Source organism: Puia dinghuensis, from assembly GCF_014642875.1.
In the GTDB taxonomy this organism is placed as follows: domain Bacteria; phylum Bacteroidota; class Bacteroidia; order Chitinophagales; family Chitinophagaceae; genus Puia; species Puia dinghuensis.
On sequence record NZ_BMJC01000005.1, the window covers coordinates 238237 to 255358 of the forward strand.

Annotated in this window: 16 protein-coding genes; 10 read left to right on the top strand and 6 right to left on the bottom strand. The window is 53.1% G+C overall.

What is annotated here, in order from left to right; all coding sequences use genetic code 11:
* Positions 1 to 35 precede the first annotated feature (35 nt).
* Positions 36 to 1403, top strand: coding sequence for a TolC family protein (locus IEY39_RS22695; RefSeq protein WP_188936018.1), 1368 nt, complete (start codon positions 36 to 38; stop codon positions 1401 to 1403).
* A gap of 15 nt (positions 1404 to 1418) precedes the next feature.
* Here the strand turns inward: IEY39_RS22695 and IEY39_RS22700 are convergent, their stop codons facing one another.
* Complete coding sequence (locus tag IEY39_RS22700) at positions 1419 to 2471, bottom strand: homoserine O-acetyltransferase family protein (protein WP_188936020.1); 1053 nt, start codon at positions 2469 to 2471, stop codon at positions 1419 to 1421.
* 176 nt (positions 2472 to 2647) lie between these two features.
* On the opposite strand from IEY39_RS22700, the gene IEY39_RS22705 reads away from it, so the two are divergent.
* The 5 genes from IEY39_RS22705 (at position 2648) to IEY39_RS22725 (ending at position 5840) form a co-directional block, all read left to right on the top strand.
* Positions 2648 to 3109: an OsmC family protein gene (locus IEY39_RS22705; RefSeq protein ID WP_188936022.1), complete on the top strand. Its 462-nt coding sequence runs from the start codon at positions 2648 to 2650 to the stop codon at positions 3107 to 3109.
* 5 nt (positions 3110 to 3114) lie between these two features.
* Entirely contained in the window at positions 3115 to 4272 is a 1158-nt protein-coding gene (locus IEY39_RS22710) for a trans-sulfuration enzyme family protein (protein ID WP_188936024.1), read from the top strand.
* A 393-nt stretch (positions 4273 to 4665) separates the two neighbouring features.
* Positions 4666 to 5094 (top strand): hypothetical protein, encoded by a 429-nt coding sequence (locus IEY39_RS22715; RefSeq protein ID WP_188936027.1) that lies wholly within the window; start codon positions 4666 to 4668, stop codon positions 5092 to 5094.
* Positions 5095 to 5100: 6 nt separating this feature from the next.
* The gene (locus tag IEY39_RS22720) at positions 5101 to 5355 is read left to right on the top strand and encodes a hypothetical protein (RefSeq protein WP_188936029.1); all 255 of its coding nucleotides are present in this window, start codon (positions 5101 to 5103) and stop codon (positions 5353 to 5355) included.
* A 20-nt stretch (positions 5356 to 5375) separates the two neighbouring features.
* Positions 5376 to 5840: a hypothetical protein gene (locus IEY39_RS22725; RefSeq protein ID WP_188936032.1), complete on the top strand. Its 465-nt coding sequence runs from the start codon at positions 5376 to 5378 to the stop codon at positions 5838 to 5840.
* A gap of 651 nt (positions 5841 to 6491) precedes the next feature.
* Here IEY39_RS22725 and IEY39_RS22730 read toward each other — a convergent pair.
* Together IEY39_RS22730 and IEY39_RS22735 are read right to left on the bottom strand one after the other, a co-directional pair.
* The gene (locus IEY39_RS22730; RefSeq protein WP_188936033.1) at positions 6492 to 7817 is read right to left on the bottom strand and encodes a citrate (Si)-synthase, eukaryotic; all 1326 of its coding nucleotides are present in this window, start codon (positions 7815 to 7817) and stop codon (positions 6492 to 6494) included.
* A gap of 67 nt (positions 7818 to 7884) precedes the next feature.
* Positions 7885 to 8979: an LptF/LptG family permease gene (locus IEY39_RS22735; RefSeq protein WP_188936035.1), complete on the bottom strand. Its 1095-nt coding sequence runs from the start codon at positions 8977 to 8979 to the stop codon at positions 7885 to 7887.
* A gap of 247 nt (positions 8980 to 9226) precedes the next feature.
* Between IEY39_RS22735 and IEY39_RS22740 the strand changes: the two genes are divergently transcribed.
* Positions 9227 to 10474: a glycosyltransferase family 2 protein gene (locus IEY39_RS22740; protein WP_188936037.1), complete on the top strand. Its 1248-nt coding sequence runs from the start codon at positions 9227 to 9229 to the stop codon at positions 10472 to 10474.
* Here the strand turns inward: IEY39_RS22740 and tgt are convergent.
* On the bottom strand, positions 10428 to 11567 hold the full coding sequence (tgt, locus tag IEY39_RS22745) for a tRNA guanosine(34) transglycosylase Tgt (RefSeq protein ID WP_188936039.1): 1140 nt from the start codon (positions 11565 to 11567) through the stop codon (positions 10428 to 10430). The genes IEY39_RS22740 and tgt overlap by 47 nt on opposite strands.
* Positions 11568 to 11693: 126 nt before the next feature.
* Here tgt and IEY39_RS22750 point away from each other — a divergent pair, with 126 nt between their 5' ends.
* From IEY39_RS22750 to IEY39_RS22760, 3 genes are all read left to right on the top strand, one after another.
* A complete protein-coding gene (locus tag IEY39_RS22750; protein ID WP_188936041.1) occupies positions 11694 to 12824 on the top strand; it encodes a glycosyltransferase in 1131 nt (376 codons plus the stop codon).
* Entirely contained in the window at positions 12794 to 13510 is a 717-nt protein-coding gene (gene rsmG, locus IEY39_RS22755) for a 16S rRNA (guanine(527)-N(7))-methyltransferase RsmG (protein WP_229689037.1), read from the top strand. Before IEY39_RS22750 ends, rsmG begins: the two co-directional genes overlap by 31 nt.
* 214 nt (positions 13511 to 13724) lie before the next feature.
* Positions 13725 to 14381 (top strand): response regulator, encoded by a 657-nt coding sequence (locus IEY39_RS22760; protein ID WP_188936043.1) that lies wholly within the window; start codon positions 13725 to 13727, stop codon positions 14379 to 14381.
* 178 nt (positions 14382 to 14559) lie between these two features.
* On the opposite strand, the gene IEY39_RS22765 is transcribed toward IEY39_RS22760, so the two are convergent.
* Positions 14560 to 16638 carry a M1 family metallopeptidase gene (locus tag IEY39_RS22765; RefSeq protein WP_229689038.1) on the bottom strand — a complete coding sequence of 693 codons (2079 nt, stop codon included), beginning with the start codon at positions 16636 to 16638 and terminating at the stop codon, positions 14560 to 14562.
* A 13-nt stretch (positions 16639 to 16651) separates the two neighbouring features.
* Positions 16652 to 17113, bottom strand: a complete 462-nt coding sequence (locus tag IEY39_RS22770) for a PepSY-like domain-containing protein (RefSeq protein WP_188936048.1) — start codon at positions 17111 to 17113, stop codon at positions 16652 to 16654.
* Between the last annotated feature and the right edge of the window lie 9 nt (positions 17114 to 17122).

The window sequence follows — 17122 nt, forward strand, 5'->3', positions numbered from 1 at the left end:
CGCGACCGCCCGGCACAGATAATATAATAACAACTATGCGCTATTCATCTTTTTCTCTCCTGCTTCTGTCCTTTGCCCTATGCACCACAAGACTGGATGCCCAATCCCCGGCAGCGGACTCCATCGGTTCTCTGCTTACGCTGCACCAGGCCGTGGACATCGCCATCCGTAACAATCTCGTGGTCAACCAGGCCGACCTCCAGTCACAAACCTACAAGGTCGCTTTCGACCAGTCCTGGGAATTGATGCTGCCCACCCTCGGCGCCAACGCCGGCCAGGGTATCAACTTCGGCCGAAGCCTCAACACCACCAACTATACTTATGTCACCGCTCAGACCGGTAACGGCAACTATAACCTCAACGCCGGGCTTACCATCTTTGCCGGCCTGCAACTGCAGAACGGGATCAAGCAGGCCCGGTATGTCTATGACGCCAGCAGGCTCGACCTCCGATACCAAAAAGATAATATCACTCTCAGCGTCCTGCTGGCCTATCTTTCGGTCCTGAGTGCCCGCGACCAGCTGGCCACCATCCGCGAACAGGAGAACGCCGATACCGTTCAGCTCAGCCGGCTCGAGAACCAGAACAGGGAAGGCGCCCTGCTGGTGGTTTCCGGACTCACCGATCTCCGGGGCCAGGTGGCCCAGGACGAGGTCAATATCGCCACCGCCGTCAATAACCTGGAAGCAGCCAAGGTCAATCTTTTCCAATTGATGAACGTCCCTTACAAACGGGATATCGATTTCGAAAATAGCGTTGCCACCGCGAACATCACCGACTACCAGGCTTCACCCGACAGCATTTATAACAGCGCCCTGCAAACCGTTCCCAATATCCAATCGACATCGTTAAAGGTAATGGGGTTTCAAAAAGCCCTTGCAGTGGCAAGAGGCGCATACTTCCCCACCCTGAGCTTCAATGGTAATGTCAATTCTTACTACAACAGCGCGGCCACGGCACTCAACAGCAACAACAAGATCCCCTGGGGCACCCAATTCCACGACAACCGGTCCGAGTACGTTGGTCTCTACCTCAACATCCCGATCCTCAACGGCTTTAAAGTGCGCAACAATGTCCGCAACGCAAAGATCAACCTGAAAAATGCAGAGCTCACCGCGGGCAATACCCGCCTGGCCCTGCAACAGTCCGTTGAGCTCGCCTTCCAGAACATGATCGCCGCCTATAAAAGTTATAAATTTTACACCGACCAGGCCACTGCCTATGCCGAATCCTTCCGCATCCAGAACATCCGGTTCACCGAAGGCGTGATCACTGCCGACGTCTATATTCCGTCCAAGGCACGCAGCGACCAGGCAGCTATCAACCTGGCAGCCGCCAAATACGCTTACATCTTCCGAACAAAAGTGCTGGATTACTATCAGGGAAAACTGCAGATCCCCTAGCGGGTCACATAACTTCTAACCAGCCGATAGCCAGTCACGCAGGTGATTGGCTATTTTGTCTCCCTCCACCATAAACCCGTCATGGCCATAGGCCGAATCTATCTCGATAAACCGCGAATCCGGCAGATGCTCGGCCATATGCCGCTGCTCCGCCACCGGACAAAGGATATCGCTCGTGATCCCGATGATCAGGGTCTTCTGCTTCATACCGCGCAGCACCGCCTCCACATCCCCCCCTCTTTCCCTACCAATATGATGACTATCCATCGCCTTCGTCAGCAGCCAGTAACAATACGCATTGAATCGCTCCACTAGCTTCTTCCCCTGGTACTCGATATAGGAAGCAGCCCGATACCCATCCAGCTTTTCAGCATCCATATCCGTCTGCTTCTGCACCATGATACCATAGTTACGATAAGTGAGGATACCGATGGCCCTCGCCGCCTTCAATCCCTTCTGCCCCGCCTCCGGCGACCGGTCACGCCAACTGGTATCCGCTTCTATCGCCAGCCGCTGCGCAGCATGCACCGCGATCCCCCAGGCGCTCTCCGTCGGGGAAGTGGCGATAAGGAACAAACGCTCGATCACCCCCGCCTCTATCACAGCCCACTCCAGCGCCTGATAACCACCCATGCTTCCCCCCATCAATAAATGTACCTTCCCGATCCCCAGATGCTTCCGCAACAAAATATGCGCCCGCACCATATCCCGGATCGTGATCATCGGAAACGCACTATACAACGCCCGCTCCCCCCCATTTTCCGGCCTCCCCACCCCATTCTCCCCAACGCCGGGACCCGCGCCAACCGGTCCCGTGCTCCCATAACACGACCCCAATATATTCGCACAAACAATAAAATACTCCTCCGGCCGGATGGCCCCATGCTCCCCCACCACCCCCGGCCACCAGCGGGCAACATCAGAGTTGGCAGTCAGCGCATGACAAACCCATACTACATTGCTGCGGTCCGCATTCAGCCGTCCATAGGTATGATAGGCTATCGTAATCCCGGGCAGAGACCCGCCCGCTTCCAACACAAAAAGGTCTTCAGAAATAAAATAATTCATTAAGCCAATCTTCAATTTTAATTTCGGCAAAAAATGGAGAAAAAATAATTTTTTGCCGCAATTCGCATAATGTCTGTTCATTTCGGCCTCCGGCCTCGTGAACAAAATTGGACTCCGTCCAATTTCGCTGCAAAATAAGGCCTTAACACCCGTAAATTTGCAAAAATCTTCCAATTATGACTAGGATCGAGCTGGATAGGGTTAGCGGAGACTTCGGTTTCGAAGCAAAAGACGCCTTTGGACATACCGTACGCTTGGATAGCAGCCCTGAAACCGGTGGCGCCAACTTCGGCGTCCGCCCCATGCAACTACTGCTGATGGGCCTTGGCGGCTGCAGCGGCATCGACATCGTTTCCATCCTCAACAAACAACGACAGGCCGTAGAAGACTTTCATATGACCATAGAAGGCGAACGGGAAAAAGGCAAAGAACCCACCCTCTGGGAAACCGTCCACATCCATTTCGCCCTCAAAGGTGACATAGACCCCGATAAGGCAAAAAAAGCCTGCGAACTGTCCATGGACAAATATTGCTCCGTCGCCGCCACTCTCCGCGAAGCCCGCTGCATTATCACCTGGCAGGTGAGCGTCAACGGCGAAACCGTCTATAATAACAATACGCTTCACCACACCAAATAAATTACATGTCCACTCACCGCATAACTCAAGCCATCCGCATCCGTGCCGGCCAGACCCCCGAAATGGAACATACTACCCCCCTCTTCCTCACCAGCAGCTTCTGCTACGAAGATGCCGAAGAGATGCGGGCCGTCTTCGCCGATGAGAAAGAAGGCAACATCTACAGCCGTTTCAGCAACCCCACCGTACAGGAATTCACCGACCGCCTCGCCGCCCTCGAAGGCACGGAAACCGGTTTCGCCACCGCCTCCGGCATGAGCGCCATCGTGGCCTCCTTTCTTAGTTTCCTGAAAAAAGGCGACCACCTGCTCGCCTGCAACGCCATCTTCGGCAGCACCCACACCGTTATTACCAAATACCTCCCCAAATACGGCATCGAATATTCCTATGTAAGCACGGATACATCCACCTGGGAAGCCGCCATCCGGCCAAACACCCGCATGATCTTCCTGGAGACACCTACCAACCCCGGTCTCGATATCGTCGACCTGGCCGCCGCCGGCGCCATCGCCCGTAAGCATAACCTGCTTTTCAACGTCGACAACTGCTTTGCCACCCCCATCGGCCAAACCCCCATCGACTACGGCGCCGATCTCATCATCCACTCCGCCACTAAATGGATCGACGGCCAGGGCCGCGTCCTCGGGGGAGCAGTGCTCGGCCGCAAAGATCTTATCAAAGAAGTCTATCTCTTCTGCCGCAGCACCGGCCCTTCCCTTTCCCCCTTCAACGCCTGGATCCTCAGCAGAAGCCTCGAAACCCTCGACGTTCGGATGGAACGGCATTCGGCCAACGCCCTCTACCTCGCACAAGCCCTCGAAGACCATCCCGCCATCGCCAGCCTCCGTTATCCCTTCCATCCCGCCCATCCCCAGTACGACATCGCCCGCCGGCAAATGAAGAACGGCGGCGGCATCGTCTGCTTCGAATTGAAAGGCGGACTCGAAGCAGGACGGAAATTCCTCGACAACCTGAAGATGCTGTCCCTCACCGCCAACCTCGGCGACACCCGCAGCATCGCCTCCCACCCCGCAAGCACCACCCACGCCAAACTCACCCCCGAAGAACGCGCCGCCGTGGGCATCTCCCCCGGCCTCATCCGCATCTCCGTCGGCCTCGAACACCGCGACGACATCCTCGCCGACATCCGCCAGGCCCTCTAGCCAGCCCGCGGCAAACCATCCCGGCCCCCCAAAGGGCCACACGCCCTTTGGACGTAAGCCCTAGGCCCTTCAAAGACCCGGCCCCAACGCAAGAGCGGCCGTCTCACTTAATTAGGAGACGGCCTTTTCGCCGCGGAGGAAGCGTTGATTTTTTGAGTTTGGATGTTTTGTATATACAAATCATAATTTTTGGGCGTCAGGCATCGAGGGCTTGGCAGCAAAGGTTGAAAATGAAGGATTTCGCGGGTAGGCCTCCAACTGAGTTATTGGATTTCTTGATTTGTATATACAAAACTTGAAAATCGCATTTTGCACCCCCTATTAAAGAGTGAGGCTGTCTCCTATGTTTGCAAGAACAGTACCTCTTTTTCATAGATTTGTAAAAATCTTCAAATGGAAAAGCCTATCTATAAGCATGTAAGGTCCGAATTTTCGGAGCCTCAATTCACTGGTGAGTTTAAGGGTCAGGGTGCGCCATTCTTAACATTCATAAGAGCTGTGAACCAAGAAGGAATTCCGGCAATAGTCCAGTTAACGTTAAATTATGAGGTCCAGGGTGTCGGAAATTCTTTCCATTTTAATTGCAGCAGCATAGCCTTATTTGAGGTTTATCAATCTGAAAATCTACGTTTAAATGAAGTTTACGAGATGCACACGATCATAGTAAATGGTCTGGAAGCTTATCTAAAGGAAAAGATAGGGAGAAATGGCGCTTTGCCTGTCGTTGTTCCGAAGCCCACAATTGAGCAACTGCAAGATGAATTACATGCCTTTATTTTCAGGTATCACTTCGGGCCGCAAGCCACCAATCAATTAAATTAATTTATTATGTTATCGGATGCAGAAAAACAAAGGGAAATTTCTAATCAGCTTGCATTACTTCCTTATTTTGGTGGAGATATGTCTAAACACATATTGGTTGAAGTAGGTCCTTACGGGAATGAACAGGATGCTGAAGTAACAGCTTTGAGATATAGGATAATTTCTGACCTGAAACATCAGCCGGGGGTCTCAGACAAAATATTTGAGGCGCTTACTAAGGCTGCTCATAAATTAGGCATTTCAGTTGTAGCCTCATTTTGAGGATAATTAATCCTTGAACGATGAATCATTCATCTTCTGGCCCGGTAAATAAGAAATCCCTTGCCTCAGAATTGATCAACATACCATTGGAAAAAGCCCCAAATTGGCTCAAGTGGATTCTCATTTTACCTCTGTCTATATTGACGTTTGCCATCTGGTTTGGAGCACTATCATGGATAATAAGGACATTTTTCCGCGAGATATTTAATTGGAAAAGTCAATTGGCAATAAATATTTCTGAAATGTTGCCAGCCGTTTTAGGAGCCTACTTTTATATCCACACTGGCTTTACGGTTGCACCAAAATACAAACGCGCAAGTGCTTTAATCCTGTTGGTATTGTTGATTTTTATAATGTCTGGGCTTATTTTCGAGCAAATTGACCTTTTAAATAGGGCCAATTCCTTTCAGCCTTATGAACTAATCCGCTATGTTATTACCTGCGTTGGGACAATCATTGGATATCTATACTTACCGAAAGATTAAAATAAGTTGATTTTCAAACCAAAGTTCAAAATATATGCCGATCAATCCACAAGATGTCATTTATCCAATGAATCGTATTAATAGGGTCATTAGAGTTCTTCATGATGGAACCACCAATGAACCTTTCGAATTCTCTATAGCCGAATTGGAGTTTCATGACGGGTCAACTGCCTTTGGGATCAGACACAATGTCAATGAATGGAACGAAGAAAATCCAGATTTGGGATATCCCACCTGTAGACCTGGAAACCCCACATGGTTCATTCTGCCAGACCCGGAAACATTGCTACCAGTTCTACAACAGTATTTTGGCAATAATCATCCCGGCTGAATTTCAAAATGAGACATTACCTAAAAGCGGGACATTTGGTTTTATTAATTAAGACAATTCGTTTTGCCGATTATACCATATAAAACCAATACACCCTATGATAAAAAGTATTTACAGAAACAGGAACCAGAAAATGGGCAGCAGCATAAAATAGCCGAATAAAAATTAGGGAGCAGCCGAAGCTGCTCCCTAAACAGGCTGGCTTAAAACCGCCTAAAAGACAAAATTAGAAAAAATAAAATTAATTGGGTCTTAACACAGGATCTCATAATTAAGAGAGACAGTTTCTCCAAATTTCTTTCCAGGTACCCACCGGCCCCCTACTCCCCCCAAATCTCCCCTTCTCCCTTCAACCAATCCTTCACTAGTTCGGTTGTCACGGACTTTGGCCGCTCCAGCGGGAAACCCAACGCCCGGTCCCAGCAAAGACTCGCCAACACCCCAAGCGCCCGGCTCACCCCAAACAACACCGTATAAAACTCATATTCCACCAACCCATAATGCACCAGCAATGCGCCACTATGCGCATCCACATTGGGCCAGGGATTCTTTATCTTTCCAAGCGACTGCAGAATAGGCGGCACCGTCTCATAGATGTTCCACACCGTCTGGACGAGCGGATCATCCGGTAAATGCCGCTTACCAAATGCCATCTGCGCCGAAAACCGCGGGTCCGTCTTCCGCAGCACCGCATGCCCATAACCTGGCACCACGCGGCCTTCGCTCAGCGTCTTGCGTACATACGCATCGATCTGCGCACTCGAAGGCAGCTCAACACCCAGCTCCTCCCGCATCTCCAGTATCCACTTGATCACCTCCTGGTTGGCCAACCCATGTAAGGGCCCCGCGAGACCGTTCATCCCCGCGGCAAGACACAAGTACGGATCGCTCAACGCCGAACCCACCAGGTGGGTCGTATGCGCACTCACATTACCCCCCTCATGATCGGCGTGTATCGTCATATAAAGCCGCATCAATTCGCGGAAAGTCTCATCCTCATATCCCAGCATGTGGGCAAAATTCCCCGCCCAGTCCAGCAGACCATCAGGATGGATATGATCCTCGTCCTTATACTTCCGCCGGTAGATATATGCCGCTACCCGGGGCAGCCGGGCGATCAGGTCCATCGAATCATCAAATACAGCCTCCCAGTAATCCTTTTTGGCCATCCCCTTGGCATATCGGTCGGCAAACTTGCTTTCGGTCTGCAACGCCATGATCGCGATGACAAACTGCGTCATCGGATGAGAATCCTTTGGCAAAGCCTCTATCGCGGCAAATACATGGTTCGGCACGTGGCTGCGGCGCTGCCAGTTTGCCGTAATATCGTGCACATCTTCTTCCGTAGGCAGCTCACCAAGCAACATCAGGTGAAACAACCCCTCCGGCAGCGGCTCCGTCCCGCCATTCGCCTTCGGCAGCTTCTGTTGCAGCTCGGGGATGGAAAAACCACGAAAGCGTATCCCTTCCTGGGCATCGAGCAGCGACGTCTCCGTCACCAGACCCGTGATACCCCGCATACCCTGGTAGATCTGCGAAAGCGTAACTTCTCCAATCTTCTTACTGCCATGCTCCTTCAGAATATCCTTTATCTCGGCAGCCACGCCATCGGCCTTCTCTTTAAACCTTTCTTTCGTATTTGCCATGAAAACTCGTTTATCGGTTAAAGGTACTGTACGAAATATTGAGTAACAAATGATTTCTCCGTGAATTCTACTTCGGTGTCTTCACATATAATATACCCGCCACCCCGCTGAAAATGATATTCGGCAGCCAGGCCGCCAGCACCGGCGGCAGGTTCCCCTTCGTGGAAAAGGTCACCGCAAACTTGTCCATCACCACGAAGATCGCCGCCAATACGATCCCCACCGCCAGGTGCACCCCACTGCCTCCCCTTATCTTGCGGCTGGCGATAACGGCTCCTATCAACGCCATGATGATGACGGAGAAAGGCGTCGCATCCCGGTGATACAGCTCCACCTTGAAGGTATTGAGTCCTTCCGACCCCCGCACCTCCTCCATATGAATAAATTGCTGCAGTTCCGGTGTCGTCAGCTTGTCCTTCAGGTAATCGTCCCGTCGCAGCTCCTTGGGCTGAACATTGAGATTGACATGCATCGTATCATCCCGCTTCATCGTCTCCTTCAACCCATCGATCGTCCGCTCTATCACCGTCGTCAGCTTCCAGTCTTTCCGCGCAGGGTCCCACCGCACCGACTCCGCCCGCACATTGTAATACACCTTATTCCCCTTCAATTTCTGCAGGAAAAAATTGGTCGCCACCTTGTTCGCGGTATCATAATAGCGAAATCCGACAAACGTAACGGGATCCACCCGCAGATAGAAGTTATTGTTTCGGTAAGGGTCCCCGTTGTAGCTGCTGTTACGGTCCACATACACCGCCTGGAAATCGGTCCTTATCTCATTGGCCCTGGGCACCCAATACTGCGAAGCAAGCCAGAAGATGAGTGAAAGAAAAGCGGCCCCTATCAGGAAAGGCCTTAGCATCCGGTTGTATCGCACCCCGCCCGCCAGGATGGCGATGATCTCCGACCGGCCCGCCATTTTACTGGTAAAATAGATCACCGCGATAAAGACCATCAGCGGATAGATCATCGACATGATAAAGGGTACGAACCCGATATAATAGTTCATGATCAATTGCTTAACGGTCAGGCCACTACGCACCATATCATCGGCCTTCTCGCTCGTATCGATCACCACCGCAATGGACGTGATCACTAACATCGTGAAAACAAAGGTTCCGAGAAATTTTTTTAATATGTATCTATCAAGCAATTTGATCATACGAAGGCAAACCCTTGGTCCGCCGTGGCCGCAAGTTACTGCATCTCCCCCATTTTCCTCCGCTGCAAAATCCTAAAACCCGGCCCGGGGTATGGAAATTGCTGTTAAAAATTGTATATTGAGTTATCCTCACTTCTTTCGGCCACTTCTCCCGCTAACATTGCCCGCCTCATCTAACATTGTCTGCATCATCCGTCACCCCATTTTCCCTATCGATTGCCTGCGTCACCTTTTAAAAATCTGACAAATGCAAAAAACTTTGTTAATCCTATGGGGTATCTACCTCGCCTATCAGGTATTCCTCGCCTCCTATCTGGTGCAACCATTCCTCCTGTTGCTCATCTACTCTGTATCCAAGGCCCTCGGCATCCGGCCACGATCCACCCCCTACGAATCCGTCACCCGCGACTACCAGTTCGGCATCATCATCACCGCCCACCAGTCCACTGAATTCATCCCACCCATCGTGGACTCCCTGCTGAAACAGACCTACGACAAGTTCAACGTCTACGTCGTCGCCGATGACTGCGATGTCCGGCAACTACGCTACTTCGACCCCCGTATCCACATCCTCGTCCCGCCTGCGCCCTTACACGACCAGGTGGCCTCTCTCGAATACGGCCTCCGGCAGCTCAGCAATAACGATGAGGTCGTGGTCATTTTCGATCCGGACAACCTCGCCCACCCCGATTTCCTGCGGGTGCTCAACGTCTGGTACAACAATGGATTCCGGGCAGTCTACGGCCATATGCAATCGAAGAACAAAAGCACCACCTATGCCCAGATAGACAATTGGGGAGCAGCGTTGAGTAATTTCATGGAACGGGACATGCGTTCCCTCCTCGGCCTTTCCGTCAACATCTCTGGCAGCGGCATCTCCGTCCACAAAGCGGTCTACGGAAACATTCAATACGATCAGCGGAGCCGGACAGGTGGCTTTGACAAGCACCTCCAGATCGATGTCGCCAAAGGCGTCGATCGCATCGCCTTCGCCCGCGAAGCCATCTTCTACGACGAAAAGGTCAGCGACGCGGGCAACTTCGAACGCCAGCGCATCCGGTGGATTGCCGCCCACTTCAAATTCCTCGGCAATGCCTTCGGCCTGCTCTTCACTGGCCTGCGTCGATTCGACTTCAATCTTATTTACTTCGGCTACAACCTCATCCGGCCACCCTATTTCCTCCTGATGGCCCAGTCCTTCGCCTGCATGGTCATCGACTGGTTCATCCTTCGCTCGCTCAGCGTGGCCTGGTTCATCGCCTTCACCCTCTTCGCCCTGTCCTTCCTGGTCATCGTCGCAAAGGAAAGCAAGGGGAGATCCATCATCGATACTATCCAATTTATTCCCCGCATCTTCTACCGGCAACTACGCGCCCTGCTCAAGCTGCGTGTCAGTAAAAAGAAGCTCCTTAAAACCGAGAACACCCATGTCGTATACATCGATGAGGTCATAGTCGCGTCTTCAGCAGCTCCACCTGTTCGCGCTTCCAGCTAACAAAGTCGCCCTGAAGGATATGCTTCCGCGCCTCCCCCACCAAGTGGAGGTAAAAGGCCAGATTATGTACACTGGCGATGGTCAGGCCAAGGATTTCCTTCGCCTTTATCAGATGCCGTAAATACGCCTTGCTGTAATAGTTGCTGACGGCGCAATCGATGCCGTCATCGATGGGCGAAAAGTCCATCTCCCATTTCTTATTGTCGATATTGATCACCCCCTTCGAGGTAAAAAGCATCGCATTCCGTCCGTTGCGGGTCGGCAGCACACAATCGAACATATCCACCCCCAGGGCGATGCACTCCAGGATATTCCAGGGCGTACCCACCCCCATAAGATAACGGGGACGGTCCACCGGCAGTGCCTCGCAGCACAATTGGCAGATATCGTACATCTCCTGCTCCGGCTCGCCCACGCTAAGCCCGCCGATAGCATTCCCCACGGCCCCCTTGCCGGCGACATACGCACAGGAAGCCTTGCGCAGATCGGGGAATACACTTCCCTGAACGATGGGGAACAAATTCTGCGTATACCCATACTTGTCCGGCGTCTCATGAAAATGCTCCCAGCACCGGTCAAGCCAGCGATGCGTCAGATGCATCGACTTATTGGCGTATGCATGATCGCTTGGATAAGGCGGACACTCGTCGAAAGCCATGATGATATCTCCCCCGATGCTCCGCTGGATGTCCATCACCTTCTCGGGGCTGAAAAGGTGGCGGCTGCCATCGATATGGGACTGGAAAACGACCCCCTCCTCCTTTATCTTCCGCGTACCCGAAAGCGAGAACACCTGGTATCCCCCGCTATCGGTCAGTATCGGCCGGTCCCACCCGTTAAACCGGTGCAACCCGCCCGCCTTTTCCAACACCTCCAAACCGGGCCGCAGATAAAGATGATAGGTATTCCCAAGGATTATCTGTGCCCCCACATCCTGCTTCAGCTGCTGCTGGGTCACCGCCTTGACGCTGCCCACCGTCCCCACAGGCATAAAGATCGGGGTCACTATCTCTCCATGATCGGTAGTGATCCGCCCCGCCCGCGCCGCCGACTGCGGACACGCCCCCTCCAGTGCAAATTGTAATACAGCCATACTCGTTCGAACCGCTTCCAGCGGTTTGGGCCGCAATTTACATTAACAATCCTATACCACGTAAGTGGTATCCCTTGGGTTGGTGATCTCCGCCGAAAATGTGTACTTTCGTACGGCAAACCACTTATGACTAAATTGTTTTGGAGTTTCCCCTGGCTCGAACTGTTTTTTATTGTTTTTTGCCTGATCACCCTGGTACAACTATTCTACTACGGTTGGTTCTTCAGAAGGCTGGCCTTCTATTCCCCCCCGCCAAAAGAACACTCCCAGCAACACCCCGTCAGCGTCATCATCTGCGCCCGTGACGAAGCCGCCCGTCTCGTCACCCACCTGCCCGGCGCCCTCGTACAAACCTACCCCAGTACCCACGAAGTCATCGTCGTCAACCACAACAGCCAGGACGACACCCGTTTCCTCCTCGATGAGTTCAAAAAAACCTTCAAGGGGCTGCATGTAGTCAACCTCGAATACGAAGCCATCGGCATCCCCGGTAAGAAATACCCGCTCAGCATGGGCATCAAGGAAGCCCGCCACGAGATCGTCCTGCTCACCGACGCCGACTGCGTACCCGCCAGCGAATTCTGGCTCCAGAAAATGCAGGACGGCTATCGCGACGGCATTGAAGTGGTCCTCGGCTATAGCCCCTATAAGAAAGGCCCTGGCTTCCTCAACAAGATCATTCGCTTCGACACCTTCCACACTGCCCTCCAATATCTCTCGTATGCCCTCGCCGGATACCCATATATGGGGGTCGGCAGAAACCTCTCTTATAAAAAAGACCTCTTCTTCCGCAATAAAGGATTCTCCGCCCTCAACCATGTACCCGGCGGCGACGACGATCTCTTCATCAACAAGGTGGCAAAAAAAGAAAATACCGCCATCGTAGTGGACCCCGACACCTTCACCCTCTCCGAACCCAAAAAAACGTTCTCGGAATGGTACCGCCAGAAGGCCCGTCACTACACCACGGCTAAATATTACAAGCCCCTGCACAAATTTCTGCTCGGCCTCTATTCCTTCTCTCACCTGTTGTTCTATCCCCTGCTGGTCGTCAGCCTGTTCTACGACTGGCGCATAAGCCTCATCCTGTTTGGCGTCCGTTTTCTTATCCAGGGTTTCATCTACAACAGGGCCATGCGCCGCCTCGGCGAAGAAGACCTCTTCCCCTGGTGGTGGCTGCTCGACATCTGGATGTTCGGCTATTATCTCATCTTCTCTTCGACGGTATGGAAAAGACCCCGGAAGGCCTGGAAATAGTCCTGCAATACTTTGCAGACTTCACCCCGGCGCAACTCGAACAGCTCACTGCCCTCGGCCATCTCTACACCGAGTGGAACGCGAAGATCAACGTCATCTCCCGTAAGGACATCGACAGCCTCTACGAAAAGCACGTCCTGCATTCCCTCGCCATCGCCGCCGCCTTCACCTTTACGCCCGGCATGGAAGTCATCGACATCGGCACCGGTGGCGGCTTCCCCGGCATCCCCCTGGCCATCTTCTTCCCCGACACCCGCTTTCACCTAGTCGACAGCATCGGCAAAAAGATAAAGGTCGTCGACGCCGTGCGCGAAGGCGCCGGCATCCGCAACGTCACCACCCAACACGCCCGCGCCGAAGAAATAAAGAACCGCAAATTCGACGTCGCCGTCTCCCGCGCCGTCGCCCCGCTGAAAGAGCTCCACACCTGGTCGCGCCCCCTCCTCCGCAAACCAAAACACACGCACCAAACCACCAACCCCTCCGGCCCATACGCCCCCAACACTGATCCCGACGCCCCACACGCCCCCACCACCGCCAACCCCTCCGGCCTCATCTGCCTAAAGGGTGGCGACCTCACCACGGAAATAGCCGAAAGCAACACCCGCCCCCGCATCATGGAAGTCTACGAACTCTTCCCCCTCGACGACTTCCGCGACAAATACCTGCTCAACGTCCCCTACTAACCCTCGCCCCATCACCCTCACTACTAACCCTTCACCCTCCCCACTAACTTTCGCCTCTCCCAACCCTCACCCGCCACACCACAACACCCACACCCCCAGCCGCTAACACATTCACCAAAACTACCCCCTCCGGGTTCGCCCCCCTGCGCGCAACGCATATAAAACTACCACAATGTGGTATTGTCATCTCGCCAAAGCAGCAGAACTTTGCTGCATGACAATATCTGTTTGCATTGTAGATGATAACAAAGACATCCGCTCTGCCCTCGAACAGATCATCCTGATGGCAGAAGGCTACACATTGGCTGGCTCCTATGCAGACGCAGAAGAGGCCCTGGCGAAAATACCCGCGGCAATGCCAAATGTAGTCCTGATGGACATCAACTTAGGAGATGGAGAGAGTGGCATTGATTGCGTACGTCAACTGAAACCGCAATACCCGGAGATCCTTTTCATGATGTGTACCATCTATGAAGAAGACGAAAAAATATTCGAAGCCCTGAAAGCCGGCGCCAACGGCTACATTCTGAAAAAGACAGCCCCCAACAAACTCCTGGACGCCCTGCGCGAACTACACGAAGGCGGCGCCCCCATGAGCAGCCAGATCGCCCGCAAGGTCGTCAACGCCTTCCAGGTAAAATCCCCCGCCGACCCCGCTGGCAGCCCCAGCGCCGCCGGCAAGGCCATCAGCATCCTGTCCAACCGGGAGAACGAGATCCTCCAACTCCTGGCCCAGGGCATGCTCTATAAGGAGATCGCCGGCCGGCTCTTCATCAGCCAGGAAACCGTCCGCAAACACGTCTATCACATTTACGAAAAACTACATGTGAACAACCGTGTCGAGGCCATTAACAAATTCTACGGTAGATAAGGGCTTACCCTATCCCTCACTCCTATCCGAACTACCACAAAGTGGTATTGTTTCACCTTCCGGGAGCATCTACCTTTGCCTCCGGGCTGTCTGCTAATCAAAGCCGTTAGTCATTATAACCTTATCGCATTGAAGAATTAATTTGCTAAAAAAAAGAGGCCTTGTGGCCTCTTTTTTATTACCAGTTCAACTCTAATTTATTATTCTTTCGATCCACATCCGCCATCCGCTGTGTCGGATCGATCTCCACTACCTTCATATCCAGTAATTTCCGGTTCACCGAAAACGTATACGTCGGACTCGTCCACTTCCAGGGTTCAGCCACCGTCCTCGGCATCGAAGGGTCTTCCACCGGCTTCTCCCCGAACATGATATACTGCGGAATATACACCATCTCCTTACTGCCATCCTTGTACTGTATCACCACATCCAGCGGCATCGGCATATACCCTATCATCTTCAACCGGATATTCGACTTCCCATTGTCCTCCCAAAGGCTGTCGATGCCATAATCTATCGTCTTGGTCGTATTCACCCAGTACTCCTTATACCAGTCCAGCTTTATCCCGCTCATCTTCTCTGCGATCCGCACGAAATCATTGGCTTTCGGATGCTTGAACCGCCACTCCCGGTAATACTCCAGCAGGATATTATCCCGCGTCGCATCCCCTACAATATACCCCAGCTGCTCCAGGAACATCGCGCCCATGGAATAGGAGGCAGTGCCGTAGGCATAGTTCGTATTGAAATGATCCGCATGCGTCGTGAGCGGCTCCTGCAGCCCGCTCTTCACCAGGTTGAAATAGGACGCATACGAATTATACTGATTCAGCGGCAACTGTGTCCGGTCCCGCTCCACGATGTCCTGCAACCCCTGGTTGCCGGGATGCAGCTTCAGCATCTCTTCATAATAATAGGCGCTTACATTCCCTTCTGCCCAGGTGGTCATCCCTTCGTCCATCCAGGGATACACCGACTCATTGGTCCCCAGCATCCCCTGGTACCAGCTGTGCATCCACTCGTGGAAGGCGCCACCAAGCGACGGACCGACAAGCAAGGTGCTCATCGGGTATTCCATCCCGCCATCACCCCCATGGATAAAAGAATATTGTTTGTAGGGATATTTTCCAAAATGTTTCTCTATATACGGCAGCACCAGCACCGCGGCATCCGCCAGCGTAGTCCAAAGCGTATCCTGGCGCGCATCGCCCGACTGGTTCTTGTACAACACATGGATCACCGGTCCACCCGGTATCCGCCGTACGAGGTGCTTGTAATCCGGGTCCGCGGCCCACATAAAATCATGGACGTTTGGCGCATTGAAATGCCACACCAGCCGGTCACCAGCCGGCCGCACCACCTGCGTCCCCGGCGACTCATAGCCATACCCGACGGCGGAGGCGTTCTCGAGATATCCCGTCCCGCCAAGGATATAATGCTTGTCGATGGAGATCGTCACATCGTAGTCGCCCCATACCCCGTAGAACTCCCGCGCCACATACGGCGTGGGATGCCAGCCCTCATAGTCATATTCACATAGCTTCGGATACCACTGGCTCATCGAATACCGAACCCCCGTCTCCGGGTTGTCCCTGCCGCTACGGCGTATCTGCAACGGAACCTGCGCCTCGAACTTCATCTGGAACACCACCGTCGTATGGGGCAATATCGGCCGGGTAAGCTTCACCTGTAAAATAGTCTCTTCCTCTTTGAAGGGCTGTGCCACCCCGTTCATCGTCAGCGACAACACCTTCTGATAGCCGATCTCATCCGGTTTCAGGTTCAGAATGCGGTCCCTCACCCGGGAGTCCCAATCCTGTTGTTGCCCCCCGCCGCGCCTGCCCGAGGAATACACAATCTTCCCCAGTTCGCGGCTGCGCGTATCCATCATGCTGTTCGGCTGAAAGGCGTTCCAGTAAAGGTGGTAAAAAACGGTTGTCAGGGTGTCCGGCGAATTATTCGTATAGGCCAGGGTCTGGTTGCCCGTAAAGCGGTTGGTGTTCACATCCATTAGCACATTCATCGTATATTTCACCCGCTGCTGCCACCGGTCGGGTTGCGCCGATACCCACGGGCTCACCCCCAGGCATATCGCCAGGAGCATCATGCCCGCAAGCGCCCTGTCCCGCCGCCGTATCCCCCCGAGCCCGATCCTCCCCGCGGCCCCCCAACCCTTCGTCGCCTTTCCCGCCGGCTGCATTTCCGCCGACCCACGGCCCGCCATGTCCACCCGCCGCGCGTAATTTGCTCGTATCATATGGCTTGTGCGGTTAAATGGTGCTGGAGTCTTTTAACAATTGCCCCTCACTGCTGAACAGCAGATGCTTCTGATTGATCCCGCTCTTCTTAACGAGAATCTCATACTGCACCACAGTGCCAGGCAGAAACTTCATCGTCACCTCCTTCACCTCCCATTCCGAACCCGCATACTTGCTCTTGGCCAGACCGTCCTTCACCGGCGCCGGGAGATCGTTTTGTGTGATCTTCTTCGTCGAATACTGCCATACCCCCTCGTTGTTGAACCGTGCCGTATACTTGTCCTTGTCCATCGTAAAGGTCGCCACGAACGCACCCGCAAGCATCTTATCCGACCAGCTCACCGCCGTCGCACTCGGATAGCGGGCCTTAAAGGAATCGGTCACAGCAGCCGGAACACTACGAAACTGCGCCTGAGCGCCCCCGGCCACAAACAAAAAACCGCAAACAAAAAGCATTTGCAATAGCTTTTTCATAAAAACATA

Coding starts and splice junctions, on each gene's coding strand:
- IEY39_RS22735 (WP_188936035.1), bottom strand. CDS start 8,979: ATGATCAAATTGCTTGATAGATACATATTAAAAAAATTTCTCGGAACC.
- IEY39_RS22695 (WP_188936018.1), top strand. CDS start 36: ATGCGCTATTCATCTTTTTCTCTCCTGCTTCTGTCCTTTGCCCTATGC.
- IEY39_RS22760 (WP_188936043.1), top strand. CDS start 13,725: ATGACAATATCTGTTTGCATTGTAGATGATAACAAAGACATCCGCTCT.
- IEY39_RS22710 (WP_188936024.1), top strand. CDS start 3,115: ATGTCCACTCACCGCATAACTCAAGCCATCCGCATCCGTGCCGGCCAG.
- IEY39_RS22705 (WP_188936022.1), top strand. CDS start 2,648: ATGACTAGGATCGAGCTGGATAGGGTTAGCGGAGACTTCGGTTTCGAA.
- IEY39_RS22740 (WP_188936037.1), top strand. CDS start 9,227: ATGCAAAAAACTTTGTTAATCCTATGGGGTATCTACCTCGCCTATCAG.
- IEY39_RS22725 (WP_188936032.1), top strand. CDS start 5,376: ATGAATCATTCATCTTCTGGCCCGGTAAATAAGAAATCCCTTGCCTCA.
- IEY39_RS22730 (WP_188936033.1), bottom strand. CDS start 7,817: ATGGCAAATACGAAAGAAAGGTTTAAAGAGAAGGCCGATGGCGTGGCT.
- tgt (WP_188936039.1), bottom strand. CDS start 11,567: ATGGCTGTATTACAATTTGCACTGGAGGGGGCGTGTCCGCAGTCGGCG.
- IEY39_RS22715 (WP_188936027.1), top strand. CDS start 4,666: ATGGAAAAGCCTATCTATAAGCATGTAAGGTCCGAATTTTCGGAGCCT.
- IEY39_RS22700 (WP_188936020.1), bottom strand. CDS start 2,471: ATGAATTATTTTATTTCTGAAGACCTTTTTGTGTTGGAAGCGGGCGGG.
- IEY39_RS22770 (WP_188936048.1), bottom strand. CDS start 17,113: ATGAAAAAGCTATTGCAAATGCTTTTTGTTTGCGGTTTTTTGTTTGTG.
- IEY39_RS22720 (WP_188936029.1), top strand. CDS start 5,101: ATGTTATCGGATGCAGAAAAACAAAGGGAAATTTCTAATCAGCTTGCA.
- IEY39_RS22765 (WP_229689038.1), bottom strand. CDS start 16,638: ATGATACGAGCAAATTACGCGCGGCGGGTGGACATGGCGGGCCGTGGG.
- IEY39_RS22750 (WP_188936041.1), top strand. CDS start 11,694: ATGACTAAATTGTTTTGGAGTTTCCCCTGGCTCGAACTGTTTTTTATT.
- rsmG (WP_229689037.1), top strand. CDS start 12,794: ATGGAAAAGACCCCGGAAGGCCTGGAAATAGTCCTGCAATACTTTGCA.